This is a genomic window from Herbaspirillum sp. C7C2 (assembly GCF_022627865.1).
Taxonomy (GTDB): domain Bacteria; phylum Pseudomonadota; class Gammaproteobacteria; order Burkholderiales; family Burkholderiaceae_D; genus Herbaspirillum; species Herbaspirillum frisingense.
The window spans coordinates 57270-74017 of sequence record NZ_JABXGI010000010.1; the positions used below are offsets into that span (position 1 = coordinate 57270).

Consider the following 16748-nt stretch of genomic DNA (forward strand, 5'->3'; position numbering starts at 1 on the left):
GACACAGATGGGCCACGCAGACAGCCAGATCAGCCAACTTGCCGCCGCCAGCACGGACCTGTTCGACAACCCCATGGGGACCGACGGTTTCGAGTTCGTCGAATACACCGCCGCCGACCCGGCCGCCATTGCCGGCGTGCTGGAACTGATGGGCTTTACCGCCGTGGCGCGTCACCGTTCCAAGAACGTGACCCTGTATCGCCAGGGCCAGATCAACTTCATCCTCAACGGTGAGCCGGACAGCAATGCCGCCGCCTTCGCCCAGGTGCACGGCGCCTCGGTGAATGCCATGGCCTTCCGCGTCAAGGATGCGGCCTTCGTCTACAAGCGCGCGCTGGAACTGGGTGCCGAAGGCGTGGAAGCCCGTCTGGGCCCGATGGAGCTGAACATCCCGGCCATCCGCGGCATCGGCGGCTCGCTGCTGTATCTGGTGGACCGCTATGGCGACAACGGCTCCATCTATGACGTGGATTTCCAGTTCTTGCCCGGCGTGGAGCGCAATCCCAAGGGCGTGGGCCTGACCTATATCGACCACCTGACCCATAACGTCATGCGCGGCGCCATGGATACCTGGTCGTCGTTCTATACGCGGCTATTCAACTTCCGCGAGATCAAGTATTTCGATATCGAGGGCAAGGTCACCGGCCTGCGCTCGCGTGCCATGACCAGCCCGTGCGGCAAGATCCGCATTCCCATCAACGAGAGCGCGGACGACAAGTCGCAGATCGAGGAATTCATCAAGCAGTACAACGGCGAGGGCATCCAGCACATCGCCCTGGGCACCGACGACATCTACCAGACCGTGCGCGCCCTGTATGCCCGCGGGGTGCCTCTGCAGGACACCATCGCCACCTACTACGACCTGGTGGAACGCCGCATCCCCGGCCATGGCGAAGACCTGGCCGCCCTGCGCGAACTGAAGATCCTGATCGATGGCGCCCCCACCGCCGGCCAGGGGCTGCTGTTGCAGATCTTCACCCAGAACCTGATCGGCCCGGTGTTCTATGAAATCATCCAGCGCAAGGGCAACGACGGCTTCGGCGAGGGCAATTTCAAGGCCTTGTTCGAATCCATCGAACTGGACCAGATGCGCCGCGGCGTCATCTGACGGACCTGCCGGCAGCGATGCCGGCCCTGCCCTGCATGCAAGGCGCAGCGCCCTTCCCGGGCCTGCGCCTTTTCCTTTTTTTACATGGCCCGACTCAAGCTTTGCAGGAAGCTGCCGTAACTCTACCCAAAGGCAATCTTGCCTGAACCTGCAAGACTGGCGCCTCGACCGGGGCTGGAGTTCGCATGAACATCGCGTATGAACAAGAAAAAACTGCCGAAGCCACCCAGGCCCCCCGTGCAGACACGCTGGACCATGACCCCGCCGAACTGATCGAGCAGCTCAGTCACCGCATCCTGATCCTGCAACAGCAGGCGCAGTCGCTGGCACGCTTCCCGGCCAATCGCGACGGCAAGCAGCAGCGCCAGTTGCTGCAGCAGCAGATCCGCACCCTCTACCAGCAACTGTTTGCGCTGGAGCAGCAACAGTCCCGTCAGCGCAGGCGCGGCGAGAATTACCTCAGCATGGCCCTGTCGGTGGCCGCCCATGCGGCCCACCACCACGCCCAGAGCGAGGCCCTGGCCGCAGTCGCCTGAGCCAGCCCTGCCCTCGCCGTTCTCTTCCGCTCCTTGCGTTCCCTTCAATAGCGCAGCCGTGTCAGGCTGACCGCACACGCCAGCGCCGCCAGCCCGGCGGCGCAGCACAGCACCAGCGCATACGGTGCATCCGACCACCCCAGCAGCATGGCCACCACCGAGGCGCCCACGGTCTGCCCGGTCAGGCGCGCCGTGCCCAGCATGCCGCTGGCGCCACCGGTACGCTCACGCGGGGCGGCGCTGATCATGGTGCGGTTGTTGGGCGACTGGAACAGCCCGAAGCCAAACCCGCATATCGCAAACTGCAGCGCCATCAGGCCGTCCGGCGTGCCATGGTCGATCGTCAGCAGCGACAGCAGGCCCAGGCACATCACCCCGAGCCCTATCCCGCCCAGCAAACCCGCCGCGATGCGATCCGACAGCTTGCCCGCCACCACCCCGGTCAGGGCCACGGCAATCGGCCAGGCCGTCAGCAACAGCCCGGCGCGCGCGGCGCTGATGCCCAGGTAGTTCTGCAACATGAAGGGCAGCATCACGAACACCGCCATCTGCGCCGCGAAGGAACAGAAGGAGGTGCCGATGGACAATGCAAACAAGGGAATGCGCAGCAGGTCCAGCGGCAGCATGGGCGCGCTGGACGACTGCAGCTTGAGCAACAGGAACAGGCTCAGCCCGGTCAGCACGGCGCAGCCGGCCACCACCCAGACACCCTGCAGATGGCCGACCGCATCGATGGTATAGAGCAGCAAGCCGATGAAGCACATGCACAGGAGCGCGCTCTGCCGGTCGAAGCGGCGCGGGGCCAGCGGATTGGTGGGCAGCGCCTTGTTGCCCACCACGAGCGCGGCCAGCCCGAGCGGGATATTGATCAGGAACAGCCAGTGCCAGGATGCCAGGTGCAGGATGAAGCCGGCCACGGTCGGCCCCAGGGCATTGCCGGTGCCGGCCACCAGGGCGTTGTAGCCGATGGCACGGCCCAGCAGGCGCGCCGGGTAGATGAAGCGGATCAGCGCCGTATTGACCGACAGGATGCCGGCCGCGCCCAGCCCCTGCAGCACCCGCGCCAGGCTCAGCTGCAGCATGTCATTGCTGGCGGCGCAGGCCAGCGAAGCCAGCGTGAAGAGGAACAGCCCGCCCAGATAGACGCGCCGGTAGCCCACCACCTCGCCCAGCGAAGCCAGCGGCAGCAGGCACACCGCCATGGCGATCTGGTAGCTGTTGATGACCCAGATGGCATCGGCATCGCTGGCCTTGAGATCGGCGGCCATCGACGGCAGCGCCAGGTTGGCGATGGAACCGTCCAGGACCGCGATGGTGATGCCCAGCACCACGGTGGCGATGGCGAGGAAGCGCTGCCGGGGCGGCAGGCCGTCGGCGTCATGCGGGGCGCCGCTGCGGGTCTGTACGTGCACTGTCTGCTTTCAAGGCTTGAGATGATCCGGGGACGCCGGGGCGTCCGAACGAGGGCGTTATGCTATCACCGCCCTGCCTCCTGCATGCGGTAGACCTCCCGGGCGGTACCACTGAAGAGCGCTGTGCGCTCGGGCGCGGACAAGTCCACGGTCAGCCGCTTGAAGGCATTCCACAGGCTGACATAACCGAACATGCCCTTGTCCACCGGGAAATTGCTCTCGAACATGCAGCGCTGCGAACCGAAGAGGTCGATGCAGGTGTCGATATACGGTCGCCAGGCCTGCGCCAGCTGGATCGAATCCGGCGGTGCGGCCTGACGATGGAAATCCCAGCCACCCACGGGCATGCCCAGACCACCCAGCTTGAGCCAGACATTGGGCAGGGCCGCGATGGCGCGCATGCCGCGCTCCCACTCGCGTCGTGCTGCCTCACGCTGGCCGGCGTAGGGGCCGGCGCCGAGCGGGCCGCCGCAGTGATCCAGGACCAAGCGCGTGTCCGGGCAGGCCTGGGCCAGCGCCAGCACTTCATCCAGCTGGGTGTGATAGGCCCAGACGTCCAGCGACAGGTCGTAGCGCGCCAGCAGGCGTGCACCGGTGCGGAACCTGTCCTGCGCCAGCAGGCCGGGTGGTGGCGGCTGCGGGTTGCTGCGAATCGATGGATCGGCATGCCAGGCCGTGGTATTGCGGATGCCGCGCAGGCGGCCGTTGCCGGCCTGCTGCAGGGCTTCGACCACAGCCTGTACGTCGGCACCCAGCATCAGGTCGGCAAAGCCGACGATGGCCGCGCAGGCGCGCACCGAGCCGTAAAGGCCGCTGGCCGATTGCGCCGCCACGCCATTGACGAACTCCACCTCGCCCACCGGCTGCATGGCCTGCGGCCCCTCCTGCCGGTACATCGAACGGCATTGCACGAACACCGTCTCGGTGATGCGATGGCCGCTGGACAGGTCGGCCATCCACTGCTCGAACAGGTAACGGTTGCCGGCGCGGTCCCACAGATGGTGGTGGGCGTCGATGATGGGCAGCTCCGGCTCCAGCACCGCTTCCTGCGTCAGGGCCAGCCAGTCGGGGCGTACCTGCAGGTGCGGCGAGGCGGCGGCATCAGCCATGGCGCGACACCGGCTGGCCGATCTGTTGGCAGCCCAGCCGCTTCAGGCTCGCATCGATCCAGCCACGGTCGCTGGTGCCGGCCTGGATGTCCGCCATCTGCGCCACCTCGGCATCATTCTTGGCCTTGGCGGCAGCGTAGACGGCGGCGATGTCGTCATAGCCCACGCACAGCAGGCCGTCGTAGTCGCCCACCACCAGGTCGCCCGGGGCAATCACCATGCCGTCGATGGCGATGGGAACATTGATCTCGCCGGGGCCATCCTTGTAGGGGCCGCGATGCGTGACACCGGCAGCGAACACCGGGAAGCTGCCGCCCTGGATGGCGTCCAGGTCGCGCACCGCGCCGTAGATGACGATGCCGCCCAGGCCGCGCTGGATGGCATGCGCCACCATCAGCTCGCCGATGATGGCGTTGGACAGGTCGCCCCCGGCATCGACCACCACGATGTCGCCCGGCTCGGCCAGGTCCAGGGCCTTGTGCACCATCAGGTTGTCACCCGGGCGCGACTTCACCGTGATGGCGGCGCCGGCCAGCTTGCCGCCGCGATGCAGTGGCCGCAGGCGCGCACCGGCAGCGGTCATGCGTGCCATCGAATCGCTGATGTTGGCCACCGGGATGGCGGCGAAGTTCTTGACGTCTTGCGCGCTGACCTTGCGCACGCGCTCAAGAATGCGGAATCCTGCTGACATGGTGTTCTCCCTGCAAGAATGAAAAGTGAAAGATTCAGCGCAAGCTGGCGCAGAAGCGCTGGACGCGCACGCAAGCCTCGCGCAGGCGCTCGGTGGAATCGGCATAGGACAGACGGAAGTTCGGCCCCTGGCCGAAGGCACTGCCATGCACCAGCGCCACACCCTCGGCCTGCAACAGGGCCGAGACGAAATCCTCGTCATTACCGATGACCTGGCCGTCTTCGGTGCGCTTGCCGATCACACGCTCGCAGGAGGGGAAGACATAGAAAGCGCCTTCCGGCACCGGGCAATCCAGACCCTCGGCCTGGTTCAGCAGCGACACCACCAGGTCGCGACGGCCCTGGAATACCTTGCGGCTTTCGTGGATGTAATCCTGCGGGCCGGTCAGGGCTTCCAGCGCGGCCCATTGCGAGACCGAGCTGGCGCCCGAGGTCAGCTGACCCTGGATCTTTTCCATGGCCTTGATCAGTGCCAGCGGACCGGCCGCGTAGCCGATGCGCCAGCCGGTCATGGCATAGGCCTTGGAGACGCCGTTCATGGTCAGGGTGCGCTCGTAGAGTTCGGGCGCGATCTGGGCCGGGGTGGTGAATTCGAAGTCGCCGTAGGTCAGGTGTTCGTAGATGTCGTCGGAGAGGATCCAGACCTGCGGATGGCGCTTGAGCACCTCGGCCAGCGCGCAGATCTCGGCACGGGTGTAGGCCGCACCGCTGGGATTGCAGGGCGAGTTGAACATCAGCCACTTGGTGCGCGGGGTGATGGCGGCCTCCAGCGCTTCGGGGCGCAGCTTGTAGCCGGCTTCGCGGGTGGTCTTGGCGTACACCACGTGGCCGCCGCACAGGGCCACCAGTTCCGGATAGGAGACCCAGTAAGGGGCCGGCACGATCACTTCGTCACCGACGTTGATAGTGGCCATCAGGGCATTGGCGATGACCTGCTTGCCGCCGTTGGAGACGATGGTCTGGGCCACGCTGTAGTCGAGCTGGTTCTCGCGCTTGAACTTGGCGACCACGGCTTCGCGCAGCTCGGTGATGCCGGCCACCGCCGTATAGCGGGTCTCGCCACGGGCGATGGCGGCGTAGGCGGCCTGCTTGATGTTGTCGGGGGTGTCGAAGTCGGGCTGGCCCGAACTGAGGGCGATCACGTTGCGGCCCTGGGCGGCCAGTTCGCGCGCCTTCTGGGTGACGGCGATGGTGGCCGAAGTCTTGATGCGGGAGAGTGAATCGGAAATGAATGCCATGGTGGTCTCGTCTTGTTGATCCCGGATCTCCGGGAAATCTTGGGGATGGTGCGATCAGGCGTGGCGGATGTCGGCCACGAACTTGCGGGCGCGTTCATGCTGCGGTCGCTCGAAGAAGTCCTGCGGGGTGGCGCGCTCCAGTACCTGGCCATCGGCCATGAAGATGAGGCGGTCCGCCACTTCGCGGGCAAAGCCCATCTCGTGGGTGACGCACACCATGGTCATGCCCTCGGCGGCCAGCTGCTTCATCACCTGCAGCACCTCGCCCACCATCTCCGGGTCCAGTGCCGAGGTCGGTTCGTCGAACAGCATCACCGGCGGCTTCATGGCCAGGGCGCGGGCAATCGCCACACGCTGCTGCTGGCCGCCCGAGAGCTGGCCGGGATAGGACTGCGCCTTGCCGGCCAGGCCGACCTTTTCCAGCAGGGCCATGGCGCTGTCGCGGGCGGCTTTCTCGGACAGTTTCAAGACCCGCATGGTGGCCAGCATGACGTTGCGCTCCACACTCATGTGCGGGAACAGGTTGAAGGACTGGAACACGAAGCCGATGCGGCTGCGCAGGCGGTTGATATCGACCCCGTTGCCGTGCACGTCCTGGCCGTCCACGTAGATGTGACCGTCGTTGATGGGTTCGAGCCGGTTGATGGTACGAATCAGGGTCGACTTGCCCGAGCCCGAGGGGCCACAGACGATCACCACTTCACCGCGCTTGATTTCCTCGTTGACGCCGCGCAGGGCGTGGTAGTCGCCGTACCACTTGTTCACATTGTTGAATCGGATCATCAGAGACTCCTGAATTGACGTTTTAGCTTGATACGGCGCTCGGCCAGCCCCACCAGCGAACTGAGCAGGTAGCACAGCACGAAATAGGTCATGGCCAGCAGGAAGTACACCTGGAAGGGCTTGGTCAGCAGTTGCGCATTGACCTGGTAGGCCGCATAGGTGAGTTCGTTGACGCTGATGATGTAGGCCAGCGAGGTGTTCTTGATCAGCGAGATCAGCTGGTTGAGGATGCTGGGGATCATGTTGAACAGCGCCTGCGGCAGCACCACCTCGCGCAGCGTGGTGAAGTAGCTCATGCCCAGCGAGCGCGAGGCCTCGACCTGCCCTTGCGGAATGGCCTGGATGCCGGCCTTGATGACCTCGCCCAGGAAGGCGGTCTCATAGGCCACCAGCGCACAGATCACCGTGGTGGTGCCGGAGATGGACTTGCCGGTCAACAGCGGCACGATGAAGTAGGCCCAGAAGATCAGCATCAGCACCGGCAGCCCGCGCAGGGTGTGCACGATGGCACCGGCCGGCCAGGCCACCCAGCGCACAGTGCTGGTACGGGCGATGCCGAACAGCACCGCCAGCGGGAAGGCGCAGACCAGGCCGGTCACCGCCAGGATCAGTGTCAGGGCCAGGCCACCCAGCGGACCATGCGGAAATTCGCCGATCAGCAGCTGCAGGCCGTAGGTGCGGAGGATGTCGAAGATATCGAGGATGGTGTGCATGTCAGCGCCCCTTCACTTTCAGATGGCGGCCGTTGTACCAGCCACCGATGGCCATGATCGACCACGACATCAGCAGGTAGAAGGCCGAGGCCAGAGCGAAGGTTTCGAAGGTGCGATAGGTTTCGTTTTCGATCTGGCGACTGGAGTAGGTCATCTCGGCCACGCCGATGGCCATGGCCAGGCTGGTGGACTTGAACAGCGACAGCGACTGGTTCACCAGTGGCGGCACCGAGATGCGGATGGCCTGCGGCAGCAGCACGTCGCGCATCGATTGCAGATACGACAGCCCCAGCGCGCGCGCCGCTTCCATCTGGGTGGCCGCCACCGAGCGCATGCCGCTGCGCAGGTCTTCCGACATATAGGCGGCACTGTTGAGGGACAGCGCGATCAGGGCAAAGATGAATTCGCCGTTGTGGTTGTTGATGAAGTCGGTGATCCAGGCGGGCAGCAGTTCGGGAATGCCGAAATACCAGACGAAGATCTGTACCAGTCCCGGCACGTTGCGGTGGTAGTTGACGTAGCCGGCGATGAGCCACTCCAGCGGCGGCAGCGCCAGGGTGCGCAGGCCCACCAGCAGCACCGCCAGCATAAAGGCGCAGACCCAGGCCGCCGCGAACAGCCACAGCGTGGTGAAGGCGCCGCCGATGAGCCAGTGCAGGTACTGGCCATGCAACACCGCGCCGAAATCAAGATTGAGCATGTGAGCGCTTCCTTGCTAGAACAGCCTGGCGCAGGAAAATCGCCAGGCGAAGGGTAAGCCGGTCCCGCACGCACCGGCCGGGCCGGTGCGCGTGATCCTTGTTGCAGCGGGAACGAAGGCTTGAGTGAAGGGCTTACTGGAAGGCAGAGATCGGCGTGAGCTTCTTCTCGCGCGGGATGTTGAACTTGGTATTGGGGCCGAACCACTTGTTCCAGAGGGCGTCGGTCTCGCCACTCTTTTCCAGTTTTTCGAGGGCGTCGTTGACGGCGGCCAACAGGGCCGGCTCATCCTTCTTCACGCCCATGGCGGTCGGTTCCCAGGCCAGTTCGCCATTGAGGAACTTGTACTTGCCCTCGGATTCGTTGACGAAGCGGATGCCCGAAGGCTGCGACAGCGCCAGCCCCTGCACCTTGTTCTGGGCCAGCGCCAGGAAGGCGGCCGGGGTGTCCTGGAAGGTCAGGATGGTGGCCTTGGGCAGGACGCGGCGGGCATACAGCTCAGGGGTGGAGCCCTTGTTGGCGCTGATGCGCTTTTCGGCCAGGTCCTCGACCTTGTTGAAGCCGCCGTTGCTGTGGGCGATCAGCTTGATCGGAGTCTGGTAGTGCGCGGCGGTGAAATCGATCTGCTGGGCGCGCTCCTTGGTATAGCCCAGCGCAGCCACCACCAGGTCGACCCGGCCCAGCGTCAGTTCCGGGATGCGCGCCTCCACCGAAACCCCCTTGTGTTCCAGCTTCACGCCCAGCTGCTTGGCGACCGCATTGCACATGTCGACGTCGAAGCCGACGATCTGGCGCGTGGCCGGATCGGGAAAGCCCAGGGGTTCGCTGCTGGTCAGGGTGGCGCACACCAGGGTGCCGCGTGCCTTGATATCGGCAAGCCGGTCAGCGTGCGCGGCCGTGGAAAACACCAGCGAAACGGCCGCAGCCGCGATTGCCATACAGGTCTTGTTGAAGCGCCCCAAAGTCATTTTCTATCCTTTCCCAGGTTGAACAACGAACATCGATGAAATAAATCATAATTGCATTATGATTTTTAAACAAGCACAATTTGTCCTTATATTTCAGATACTTAGGACATGCATCGCGGCGGTGCAAAAATCCCTGAAATGGGCATGCAGATTCCCGCCGGCGGTGCAGAGAAGGCCGCTGGCGGCGATTTTTTGGTGCGCCGCGCCAATCGAAAAAGGTGATAACCTCGCCCCATTCCGAAATTCGACGTCGATTTATGAAAAAAGAGAGTGAGCCCGACAAAAAGGATGCGGCACCCGACCGCACCGTGCTCGGCGCCGAACGCAGCCTGGCCATCCTGAGCGCCTTCATCGATGCCCCCGAGCCGTTCGGCCTGACCGAGCTGGAAGCCCGGACGGGACTGTTCAAGAGCGTGATCCACCGCTACATGATGTCCTTCATCAAGGCGGGTTATGTCGTGCAACGTGCTGACAATTCCTACCAGCTGGGGCCGCGCGCCTACCAGCTGGGCAAGGCCTTCGAGGCCCGGTTCGACTATGCCGACTTCATCATGCCCACGCTGGAGAAGCTGGTGCGCGAGACCGGCGAAAGCACCGCCTTCTACATTCGCCAGCAGGAGCAGCGGCTGTGCCTGTATGCGGCCGAGACCCCGGCCTCGGTGAAGGCCACCGTCAAGGCGGGCAGCCTGTTCCCGATCGACCAGACCTCCAGTGCGCAGGTACTGCGTTTCTTCTCGGTGCCGGGCAATGCGGCGCGCTCGGGTGGGCGCTATGTCTGCATTTCGGTGGGGATCAACAATCCGCTGTCGTCATCGATGTCGGCCCCGGTGTTCGGGCCTGGCAACGCGCTGGTGGGGTCACTGACCATCTTCGGCCTGACCTTACGCTTCGATCCGGCCGCCAGCGGCGCCATGCGCGCTACCCTGCTGCAGATGGCGCAGGAATTGTCGACACGACTGGGCGCGTCGCCCCAGGTCTATCAGGCGCCGAGTGCGGACATCTTCGATGAAGCTGCGGCACAGGCAGCACTGGCGGCACAGGCAGTCCAATCCACACAGGCCACGGTCGGCGACGGATGAAAAAAAAACGATGCCGCGGCATCGTTTTTTTTCATCGGCCCTAACGCAGGCTGGCAATGGGCGTGAGCTTCTTGTCCCGGGGGATGTTGAACTTGGTCTTGGGCCCGAACCAGCGGCTCCAGAGGGCATCGATCTCGCCCTCCTTCTCCATCTCCATCAGACCCTGATTGATGGCGGCCAGCAGTCGGCGCTCACCCTTCTTGACACCCAGCGCGGTGGGCTCCCAGGCCAGCGCCCCTTCCACGAAGCGAAAGCGTCCCGTGGATTCGTTGACGAAGCGCACGCCCGACGGCATGGAGATGGCCAGTGCGTCCACCTTGCCCTGCGCCAGCGCCAGGAAGGCCTGCGGAGTATCGACAAAGCCCAGCACCGTGGCCTTGGGCAGTACGCGGCGCGCGGCCTGTTCCGGGGTGGAGCTGCGATTGGCGCTGATGCGCTTGTCGGCCAGGTCCGATACCAGGTTCAGGCCGGAGTCGGATTGCACGATCAGCTTGATCGGGTTCTGGTAATGGGAGGCGGTGAAATCGATCTGGTGTGCCCGTTCGCGGGTGTAACCCAGCGCCGCCGAGACCAGGTCGGCTTCGCCATGGATCAGCGCCGGCAGGCGGGCTTCCACGGTCACGCTCTTCTGTTGCATCTGCACGCCCAGCTTGCGCGCCACCGCGGCACACATGTCAACATCGAAGCCGACCACCTGCCGGGTCTGCGGATCGGGATAGCCTAGGGGTTCGTTATTGGCCAGCGTGGCACAGACCAGGATGCCGCGTGCCTGGATGTCGGCCAGCCGGTCGGCATGCGCCGCAGCCGGAAAAAGCCAGGCACTGGCCAACAGCAAGCTGCCCATGCCCAGTTTCTTCATATGCTGCGAAATCATTTTCATGCTTTTCCTCATTGAATATCGAGAATAGCCTGAAACAATCCCAAATGTCACTTACAGCAGACGGCGGCATGCACACCTGTCCAAAAAACCATCTGTATCTGCACACTGCCAGGGACAGCTGGTCGTCTGGTATGACATGTCAGCCCGGCTGGCCGCTCTCGTAGTGCGAAAAAAAACGGCCCGGTCTGAGAGCGACCGGGCCGTCATCTGCAAGCGACGCAAGGGGCTCAGCCGTGTCCCAGATACGCCTTGCGCACGTCGCTGTTGGCCAGCAGGTTGGCACCGGTGTCGGACATGACCACGTGACCGTTCTCCAGCACATAGCCGCGATCGGCCACGCCCAGTGCCTTGTTGGCGTTCTGCTCGACCAGGAACACCGTCACGCCGCTTTCGCGGATGGTGCGGATGATCTCGAAGATCTGCGCGATCACCAGCGGTGCCAGGCCCAGCGTGGGCTCGTCCAGCAGCAGCAGGCGCGGCTTGCTCATCAGCGCACGGCCGATGGCCAGCATCTGCTGCTCGCCGCCGGACATGGTGCCGGCGCGCTGGGCCGCGCGTTCCTTCAGGCGCGGGAACAGGCCGAAGACATACTCGGTGCCTTGTTCGATGGCCTCGTTGCTGGCGAAGAAGGCGCCCATCTTGAGGTTTTCCAGCACGGTCAGACTGGGGAAGACGCGCCGCCCTTCCGGCGAGATCGCCAGGCCGCGACGCATGATCTCGTGGGTCGGCAATGCGGTGATGTCCTGCCCCTCGAAGATCACGCGGCCGCTGGAGGCACGCGGACGTCCGCACAGCGTCATCAAGAGCGTGGTCTTGCCGGCCCCGTTGGCGCCGATCAGGGTGACGATCTCGCCCTTTTCCACATTCAGCGACACGCCGTGCAGCGCCTCGATGGCGCCGTAGTGGGTATGCACCTTGTCAAACTGCAGCATCATTCTTCTCCCAGGTAGGCCTTGATCACACGCTCGTCGCTGCGCACCTCGTCCGGGGTGCCGGTGACGATGGGCTTGCCGTGCTCCATGACGAGGATGCGGTCGGAGATGCCCATGATGAGGCTCATGTCGTGTTCGATCAGCAGCACGGCCACGCCGTGTTCGCGACGCAGGCGGTCGATCAGTTGCGAGAGCTCCTGCTTTTCCTGCGGGTTCAGGCCGGCGGCGGGTTCGTCCAGCAACAGCAGGCGCGGCCGGGTGATCATGCAGCGGGCGATCTCCACCCGGCGCTGCAGGCCGTAGGAGAGCGTGCCGGCCTCGCGGTTGGCCAGCGCCGTCAGGCCCAGATGGTCCAGCCAGTAGGCGGCGCGTTGCAGCGCCTCCTGCTCGGAACGACGGTAGCCGGGGGTCTTCAAGAGGCCTGCCAGCAGGTTGGTATTGACCTGCTGGTGTTGCGCCACCAGCAGGTTTTCCACCACGGTCATGGACTTGAAGAGACGGATGTTCTGGAAGGTGCGCACCAGTCCCTGCTGTGCCACCTGGTGGCTGGGACGGCGGGCGATGGAGACGCCATCGAGCGCGATCTCGCCCGAGGTCGGCTGGTAGAAGCCGCTGATGCAGTTGAAGACGGTGGTCTTGCCGGCGCCGTTGGGGCCGATGATGGCGAAGACTTCACCTTCCTTGACCGACAGCGAGACGCCATCGACCGCCAGCAGGCCGCCGAAGCGCATCGACAGATTGGCCACTTCCAGCATGGTGTTCACAGGTTGGTTCATTGCGGCAGCTCCACATGCGGACGGGTGGCAGGCAGCAGTCCTTGCGGACGCCACATCATCATCAGCACCATCACCAGACCGAAGATGAGCATGCGGTATTCGGCAAAGCTGCGCGCCACTTCCGGCAGCACGGTCAGCAGGATGGCGGCCAGGATCACGCCCAGCTGCGAGCCCATGCCACCCAGTACGACGATGGCCAGGATCAGGGCGGACTCGATGAAGGTGAAGGATTCCGGTGTCACCAGACCCTGGCGGGCGGCGAAGAAGGAACCGGCCAGGCCGGCGAAGGCGGCGCCCAGCGTGAAGGCCGAGAGCTTGACCTTGGTCGGGTTGATGCCCAGCGAGCGGCAGGCGATCTCGTCTTCGCGCAGGGCTTCCCAGGCGCGGCCCATGGGCATGCGCAGCAGGCGGCTGGTGACCAGGTAGGTGAACAACACCATCAGCAAGGCCAGGAAGTACAGAAAGATCACCATGTGCCCACCCTGGTACGACAGACCGAACACCTGGTGGAAGGTGGTACCGCCCTCGGTCAGGGGGTTGCGCGCCATCGCCAGGCCGAACACGGTGGGCTTGGGGATGCCGGACACGCCATCCGGGCCGCCGGTCAGGCTGGTCATGTTGTTGAGCAGCAGGCGGATGATCTCGCCGAAGCCCAGCGTGACGATGGCCAGGTAGTCACCGCGCAGGCGCAGCACCGGGAAACCCAGCAGGAAGCCGAACAGCGCCGCAGCCGCCGCCGACAGCGGCAGGCACTCCCAGAACGAGAGGCCGACATACTGGTTCAGCAGTGCATAGGTATAGGCCCCCACGGCGTAGAAGCCGACATAGCCCAGGTCCAGCAGGCCGGCGAAGCCGACCACGATGTTCAGGCCCAGGCCCAGCACCACGTAGATCAGCGCCAGGGTCATCACGTCCACGTAGCCACGCGAACCGAAGAAGGGCCACACCAGCGCCGCCATCAGCAGGATGATCACGGCGGCGCGCTGCTGGCGCGGCTGCATGCGCGGCAGGGCCGGCAGCTTCACGCCAGCGGCCGAGCGCGACAGCGCCGGCTTGACCAGCTGGAACAGGAACACGGCAATCACCGCCACCAGCACCGGGGTCCAGTGGGTATTGAGCACCACCCGGTAACCTTCCAGCTGCAATTGCATGCCCAGCAGCGGGATGGTCAGTACGGCGGTCACCAGCGCCGCCGCCACGGCATTCTTGAAAGTCTCAGGCATCACGCCTCCTTGAATAATTCGTTGTCCGTCAGGCGCGCTGCGCTCAGACCTTTTCGATATCGGGCTTGCCCAACAGGCCCGTGGGACGGAACAGCAGGATCAGTACCAGCAGGCCGAAGGACACCACGTCCTTGTATTCCGACGGCAGGTAGCCGGCGGCAAAGGTCTCGGCCAGGCCCAGCAGGACGCCGCCCAGCATGGCGCCGGGAATGCTGCCGATACCACCCAGCACCGCCGCCGTGAAGGCCTTGATGCCGGCGATGAAGCCGATGTAGGGATTGAGCTTGCCGATGGTCAGCGCGATGAGTACACCACCGACCGCTGCCAGCATCGCACCCAATACAAAGGTGAAGGAAATGACCTTGTTAGTGTCGATACCCAGCAGGTTGGCCATGCCCATGTCCTCGGCGCAGGCGCGGCAGGCGCGGCCCATGCGCGAACGCGCGATGAATAGTGTGAGCGCCACCATCAGCAGCAGCGTGACACCGACGATGACCATGCGCGAATACGGCACGGTAACGGTGAAGTCGCTGCCCATCTGGAATTCCAGCGCGCCCGAGATCAGCACCGGCACCGACATGTCGCGCGCGCCCTGGCCGATCTGTACATAGTTCTGCAGGAAGATGGACATGCCGATGGCCGAGATCAGCGGTACCAGGCGCGGGCCGCCGCGCAGCGGGCGATAGGCCACGCGCTCGACGGTCCAGCCATACAGGCCCGTGACCAGCACCGACACGATCAGCGCGCCACCCAGCAGCAGCGGCAAGGGGTAGCCGGACTGCACGCCGATGGCGGTGAGCGTCACCAGGCCGACGTAGGAGGCGATCATGTAGATCTCGCCATGGGCGAAGTTGATCATGCCGATGATGCCGTAGACCATGGTGTAGCCGATGGCGATCAAGGCATAGATCGCGCCCAGCGAAAGCCCGTTGACGAGCTGCTGGGTCAGTTGTGGGAGCAATTCATTCATGTGGAGGGTCCAGAAGTGGAAATGCCCCATCCGAGAATTTCGCGGTGGGGCATTTCGCTGTTTGACGTCAGGTCAGACGGTCATGCCAACGATTCGCGGGGAATCACTTGGCTTCGGTCTTGGTGGCGTCCTTGTGCCAGGTGAAGACCACGAACTTGAAGGACTTCAAGTCGCCCTTCTTGTCGTATTCGACGTTGCCGATGGGGGTCTTGAAGCTGTTGGCGTGGATGTAGGCCGCGACCTTTTCCGGATCGGTGGACTTGGCGCCGGTGATGGCGTCGGCAATGATCTTCACGCCGGAATAGGCCGGCATCTGGAACGGACCGTTGGCGTCGCGCTTGGCGGCGGCAAAGGCCTTGACCAGGGCGGCATTGGCCGGGTCGGCGGCGAAGTCGGCCGGCAGGGTCACCAGCATGCCTTCGGAAGCCGGGCCGGCAATCGCGGTGATGTCCTTGTTGCCCACGCCTTCGGGGCCCATGAACACGGCCTTGACGCCCTGCTCACGCGCCTGGCGCATGATCAGGCCCATTTCCGGGTGGTAGCCGCCGAAGTAGACGAAGTCCACGCCCTGCGACTTGAGCTTGGTGACGATGGCGGAGTAGTCGCTGTCACCGGCATTGATGCCTTCGAACAGCACCACCGGCACCTTGGCGGCGTCCAGTGCGCCCTTGACCGAGGAAGCCACACCCTGGCCGTAGGACTGCTTGTCGTGCAGCACGGCGACCTTCTTGGGCTTGAGCTTTTCGATCACGTAGCGGGCGGCAGCCGGACCCTGCTGGTCATCGCGACCGATGGTGCGGAAGATGAACTTGTGCGGCTTGGCTTCGGTCAGCTGGGGAGCAGTGGCCGAGGGGGTGATCATCACCACGCCTTCGTTTTCATAGATGTCGGAAGCCGGGATGGTGGAGCCGGAGCAGACGTGACCGATCACGTACTTGATGCCCTGGCTGACGATCTTGTTGGCCACGGCCACGGCTTGCTTGGGTTCGCAGGCGTCGTCCATCATCACGGCTTCGAACTTGTTGCCATTGGCGCCACCGGCGGCGTTGATCTGTTCGATCGCGGTCAGGGCACCGGCCTTGACCATGTCGCCGTACTGGGCCACGGCACCGGTCAGGGGACCGGCGATGGCGATCTTGACGGTCTCGGCATGCGCCACGCCGGCAAAGGCGGCAAAGGTGGCGGCGGCCAGGGCGATCTTGGTCAGACGGCTTGCAGATTTCATTGACGTTTCCTCCAGGATGGAACGGATTCAAGAGGCGCCGTTACCTGGCCAGCAGGCCGGCGCGCGTAGGGCTCCGGTTCTCTGGCCCTGATAATTCCGGGGGCCGGCCGAAGCATGGGGGCAGAGTGTAACACCCTCGTCATGAAGGGCAACTTTTTTTTGAGAATTGGCCATAGTCCGTCATTTTTACCCTGCTAAATTCGATTTCTCGCACATTTCATGCTGCTTTTCTTCATTTTCCTAAATTTGGTGCAGGCTCGCACTGCAGCATGATCCATTTCGGTGCGATGCACGCAAAGCCATGCTGGTGGCCGATTTGCAGCCGATTCCGGGAAACCGGTGGCAGGCCGGGCTGCCCACAATTACAATACGGCCTCGCCCCGCGTATTCCCGCAGAACAAGACCCG

Annotated in this window: 17 protein-coding genes; 3 read left to right on the plus strand and 14 right to left on the minus strand. The window is 64.2% G+C overall.

Going from position 1 to position 16748, the window contains the following annotated elements; translation table 11 throughout:
* Positions 1–7 precede the first annotated feature (7 nt).
* The gene (gene hppD, locus HWE04_RS14675) at positions 8–1108 is read left to right on the plus strand and encodes a 4-hydroxyphenylpyruvate dioxygenase (RefSeq protein WP_241812843.1); all 1101 of its coding nucleotides are present in this window, start codon (positions 8–10) and stop codon (positions 1106–1108) included.
* Positions 1109–1293: 185 nt separating this feature from the next.
* Positions 1294–1644: a hypothetical protein gene (locus tag HWE04_RS14680; protein ID WP_241812844.1), complete on the plus strand. Its 351-nt coding sequence runs from the start codon at positions 1294–1296 to the stop codon at positions 1642–1644.
* A 44-nt stretch (positions 1645–1688) separates the two neighbouring features.
* Here the strand turns inward: HWE04_RS14680 and HWE04_RS14685 are convergent, their stop codons facing one another.
* The 8 genes from HWE04_RS14685 to HWE04_RS14720 form a co-directional block, all read right to left on the minus strand.
* Positions 1689–3056, minus strand: a complete 1368-nt coding sequence (locus tag HWE04_RS14685) for an MFS transporter (protein ID WP_234296050.1) — start codon at positions 3054–3056, stop codon at positions 1689–1691.
* Positions 3057–3121: 65 nt separating this feature from the next.
* Entirely contained in the window at positions 3122–4165 is a 1044-nt protein-coding gene (locus HWE04_RS14690) for an amidohydrolase family protein (RefSeq protein WP_241812845.1), read from the minus strand.
* Positions 4158–4856 (minus strand): RraA family protein, encoded by a 699-nt coding sequence (locus tag HWE04_RS14695; protein WP_241812846.1) that lies wholly within the window; start codon positions 4854–4856, stop codon positions 4158–4160. The genes HWE04_RS14690 and HWE04_RS14695 overlap by 8 nt, the downstream gene beginning before the upstream one ends.
* Positions 4857–4890: 34 nt before the next feature.
* Positions 4891–6093 (minus strand): pyridoxal phosphate-dependent aminotransferase, encoded by a 1203-nt coding sequence (locus HWE04_RS14700; protein ID WP_241812847.1) that lies wholly within the window; start codon positions 6091–6093, stop codon positions 4891–4893.
* A gap of 54 nt (positions 6094–6147) precedes the next feature.
* Positions 6148–6876 carry an amino acid ABC transporter ATP-binding protein gene (locus HWE04_RS14705; RefSeq protein WP_006464515.1) on the minus strand — a complete coding sequence of 243 codons (729 nt, stop codon included), beginning with the start codon at positions 6874–6876 and terminating at the stop codon, positions 6148–6150.
* Positions 6876–7589, minus strand: coding sequence for an amino acid ABC transporter permease (locus HWE04_RS14710; RefSeq protein ID WP_006464514.1), 714 nt, complete (start codon positions 7587–7589; stop codon positions 6876–6878). The genes HWE04_RS14705 and HWE04_RS14710 overlap by 1 nt, the downstream gene beginning before the upstream one ends.
* Position 7590: 1 nt before the next feature.
* Entirely contained in the window at positions 7591–8289 is a 699-nt protein-coding gene (locus HWE04_RS14715; protein ID WP_077235115.1) for an amino acid ABC transporter permease, read from the minus strand.
* Between the two features lie 133 nt (positions 8290–8422).
* A complete protein-coding gene (locus HWE04_RS14720) occupies positions 8423–9226 on the minus strand; it encodes an ABC transporter substrate-binding protein (protein ID WP_051110930.1) in 804 nt (267 codons plus the stop codon).
* A gap of 287 nt (positions 9227–9513) precedes the next feature.
* Here HWE04_RS14720 and HWE04_RS14725 point away from each other — a divergent pair, with 287 nt between their 5' ends.
* Positions 9514–10335 (plus strand): IclR family transcriptional regulator, encoded by an 822-nt coding sequence (locus tag HWE04_RS14725; RefSeq protein WP_077235114.1) that lies wholly within the window; start codon positions 9514–9516, stop codon positions 10333–10335.
* 40 nt (positions 10336–10375) lie between these two features.
* On the opposite strand, the gene HWE04_RS14730 is transcribed toward HWE04_RS14725, so the two are convergent.
* The 6 genes from HWE04_RS14730 to HWE04_RS14755 all read right to left on the minus strand — a co-directional run bounded on the left by HWE04_RS14730 (position 10376) and on the right by HWE04_RS14755 (position 16341).
* Positions 10376–11215 carry an ABC transporter substrate-binding protein gene (locus HWE04_RS14730; RefSeq protein WP_241812848.1) on the minus strand — a complete coding sequence of 280 codons (840 nt, stop codon included), beginning with the start codon at positions 11213–11215 and terminating at the stop codon, positions 10376–10378.
* Between the two features lie 227 nt (positions 11216–11442).
* On the minus strand, positions 11443–12147 hold the full coding sequence (locus tag HWE04_RS14735; RefSeq protein WP_241812900.1) for an ABC transporter ATP-binding protein: 705 nt from the start codon (positions 12145–12147) through the stop codon (positions 11443–11445).
* Positions 12147–12923 carry a high-affinity branched-chain amino acid ABC transporter ATP-binding protein LivG gene (gene livG, locus HWE04_RS14740; RefSeq protein ID WP_241812849.1) on the minus strand — a complete coding sequence of 259 codons (777 nt, stop codon included), beginning with the start codon at positions 12921–12923 and terminating at the stop codon, positions 12147–12149. The genes HWE04_RS14735 and livG overlap by 1 nt, the downstream gene beginning before the upstream one ends.
* Positions 12920–14146, minus strand: a complete 1227-nt coding sequence (locus HWE04_RS14745) for a high-affinity branched-chain amino acid ABC transporter permease LivM (RefSeq protein ID WP_006464507.1) — start codon at positions 14144–14146, stop codon at positions 12920–12922. The genes livG and HWE04_RS14745 overlap by 4 nt, the downstream gene beginning before the upstream one ends.
* Positions 14147–14189: 43 nt before the next feature.
* Positions 14190–15116 (minus strand): high-affinity branched-chain amino acid ABC transporter permease LivH, encoded by a 927-nt coding sequence (gene livH / locus HWE04_RS14750; protein WP_006464506.1) that lies wholly within the window; start codon positions 15114–15116, stop codon positions 14190–14192.
* Positions 15117–15219: 103 nt separating this feature from the next.
* Positions 15220–16341, minus strand: a complete 1122-nt coding sequence (locus HWE04_RS14755; protein WP_077235111.1) for a branched-chain amino acid ABC transporter substrate-binding protein — start codon at positions 16339–16341, stop codon at positions 15220–15222.
* Between the last annotated feature and the right edge of the window lie 407 nt (positions 16342–16748).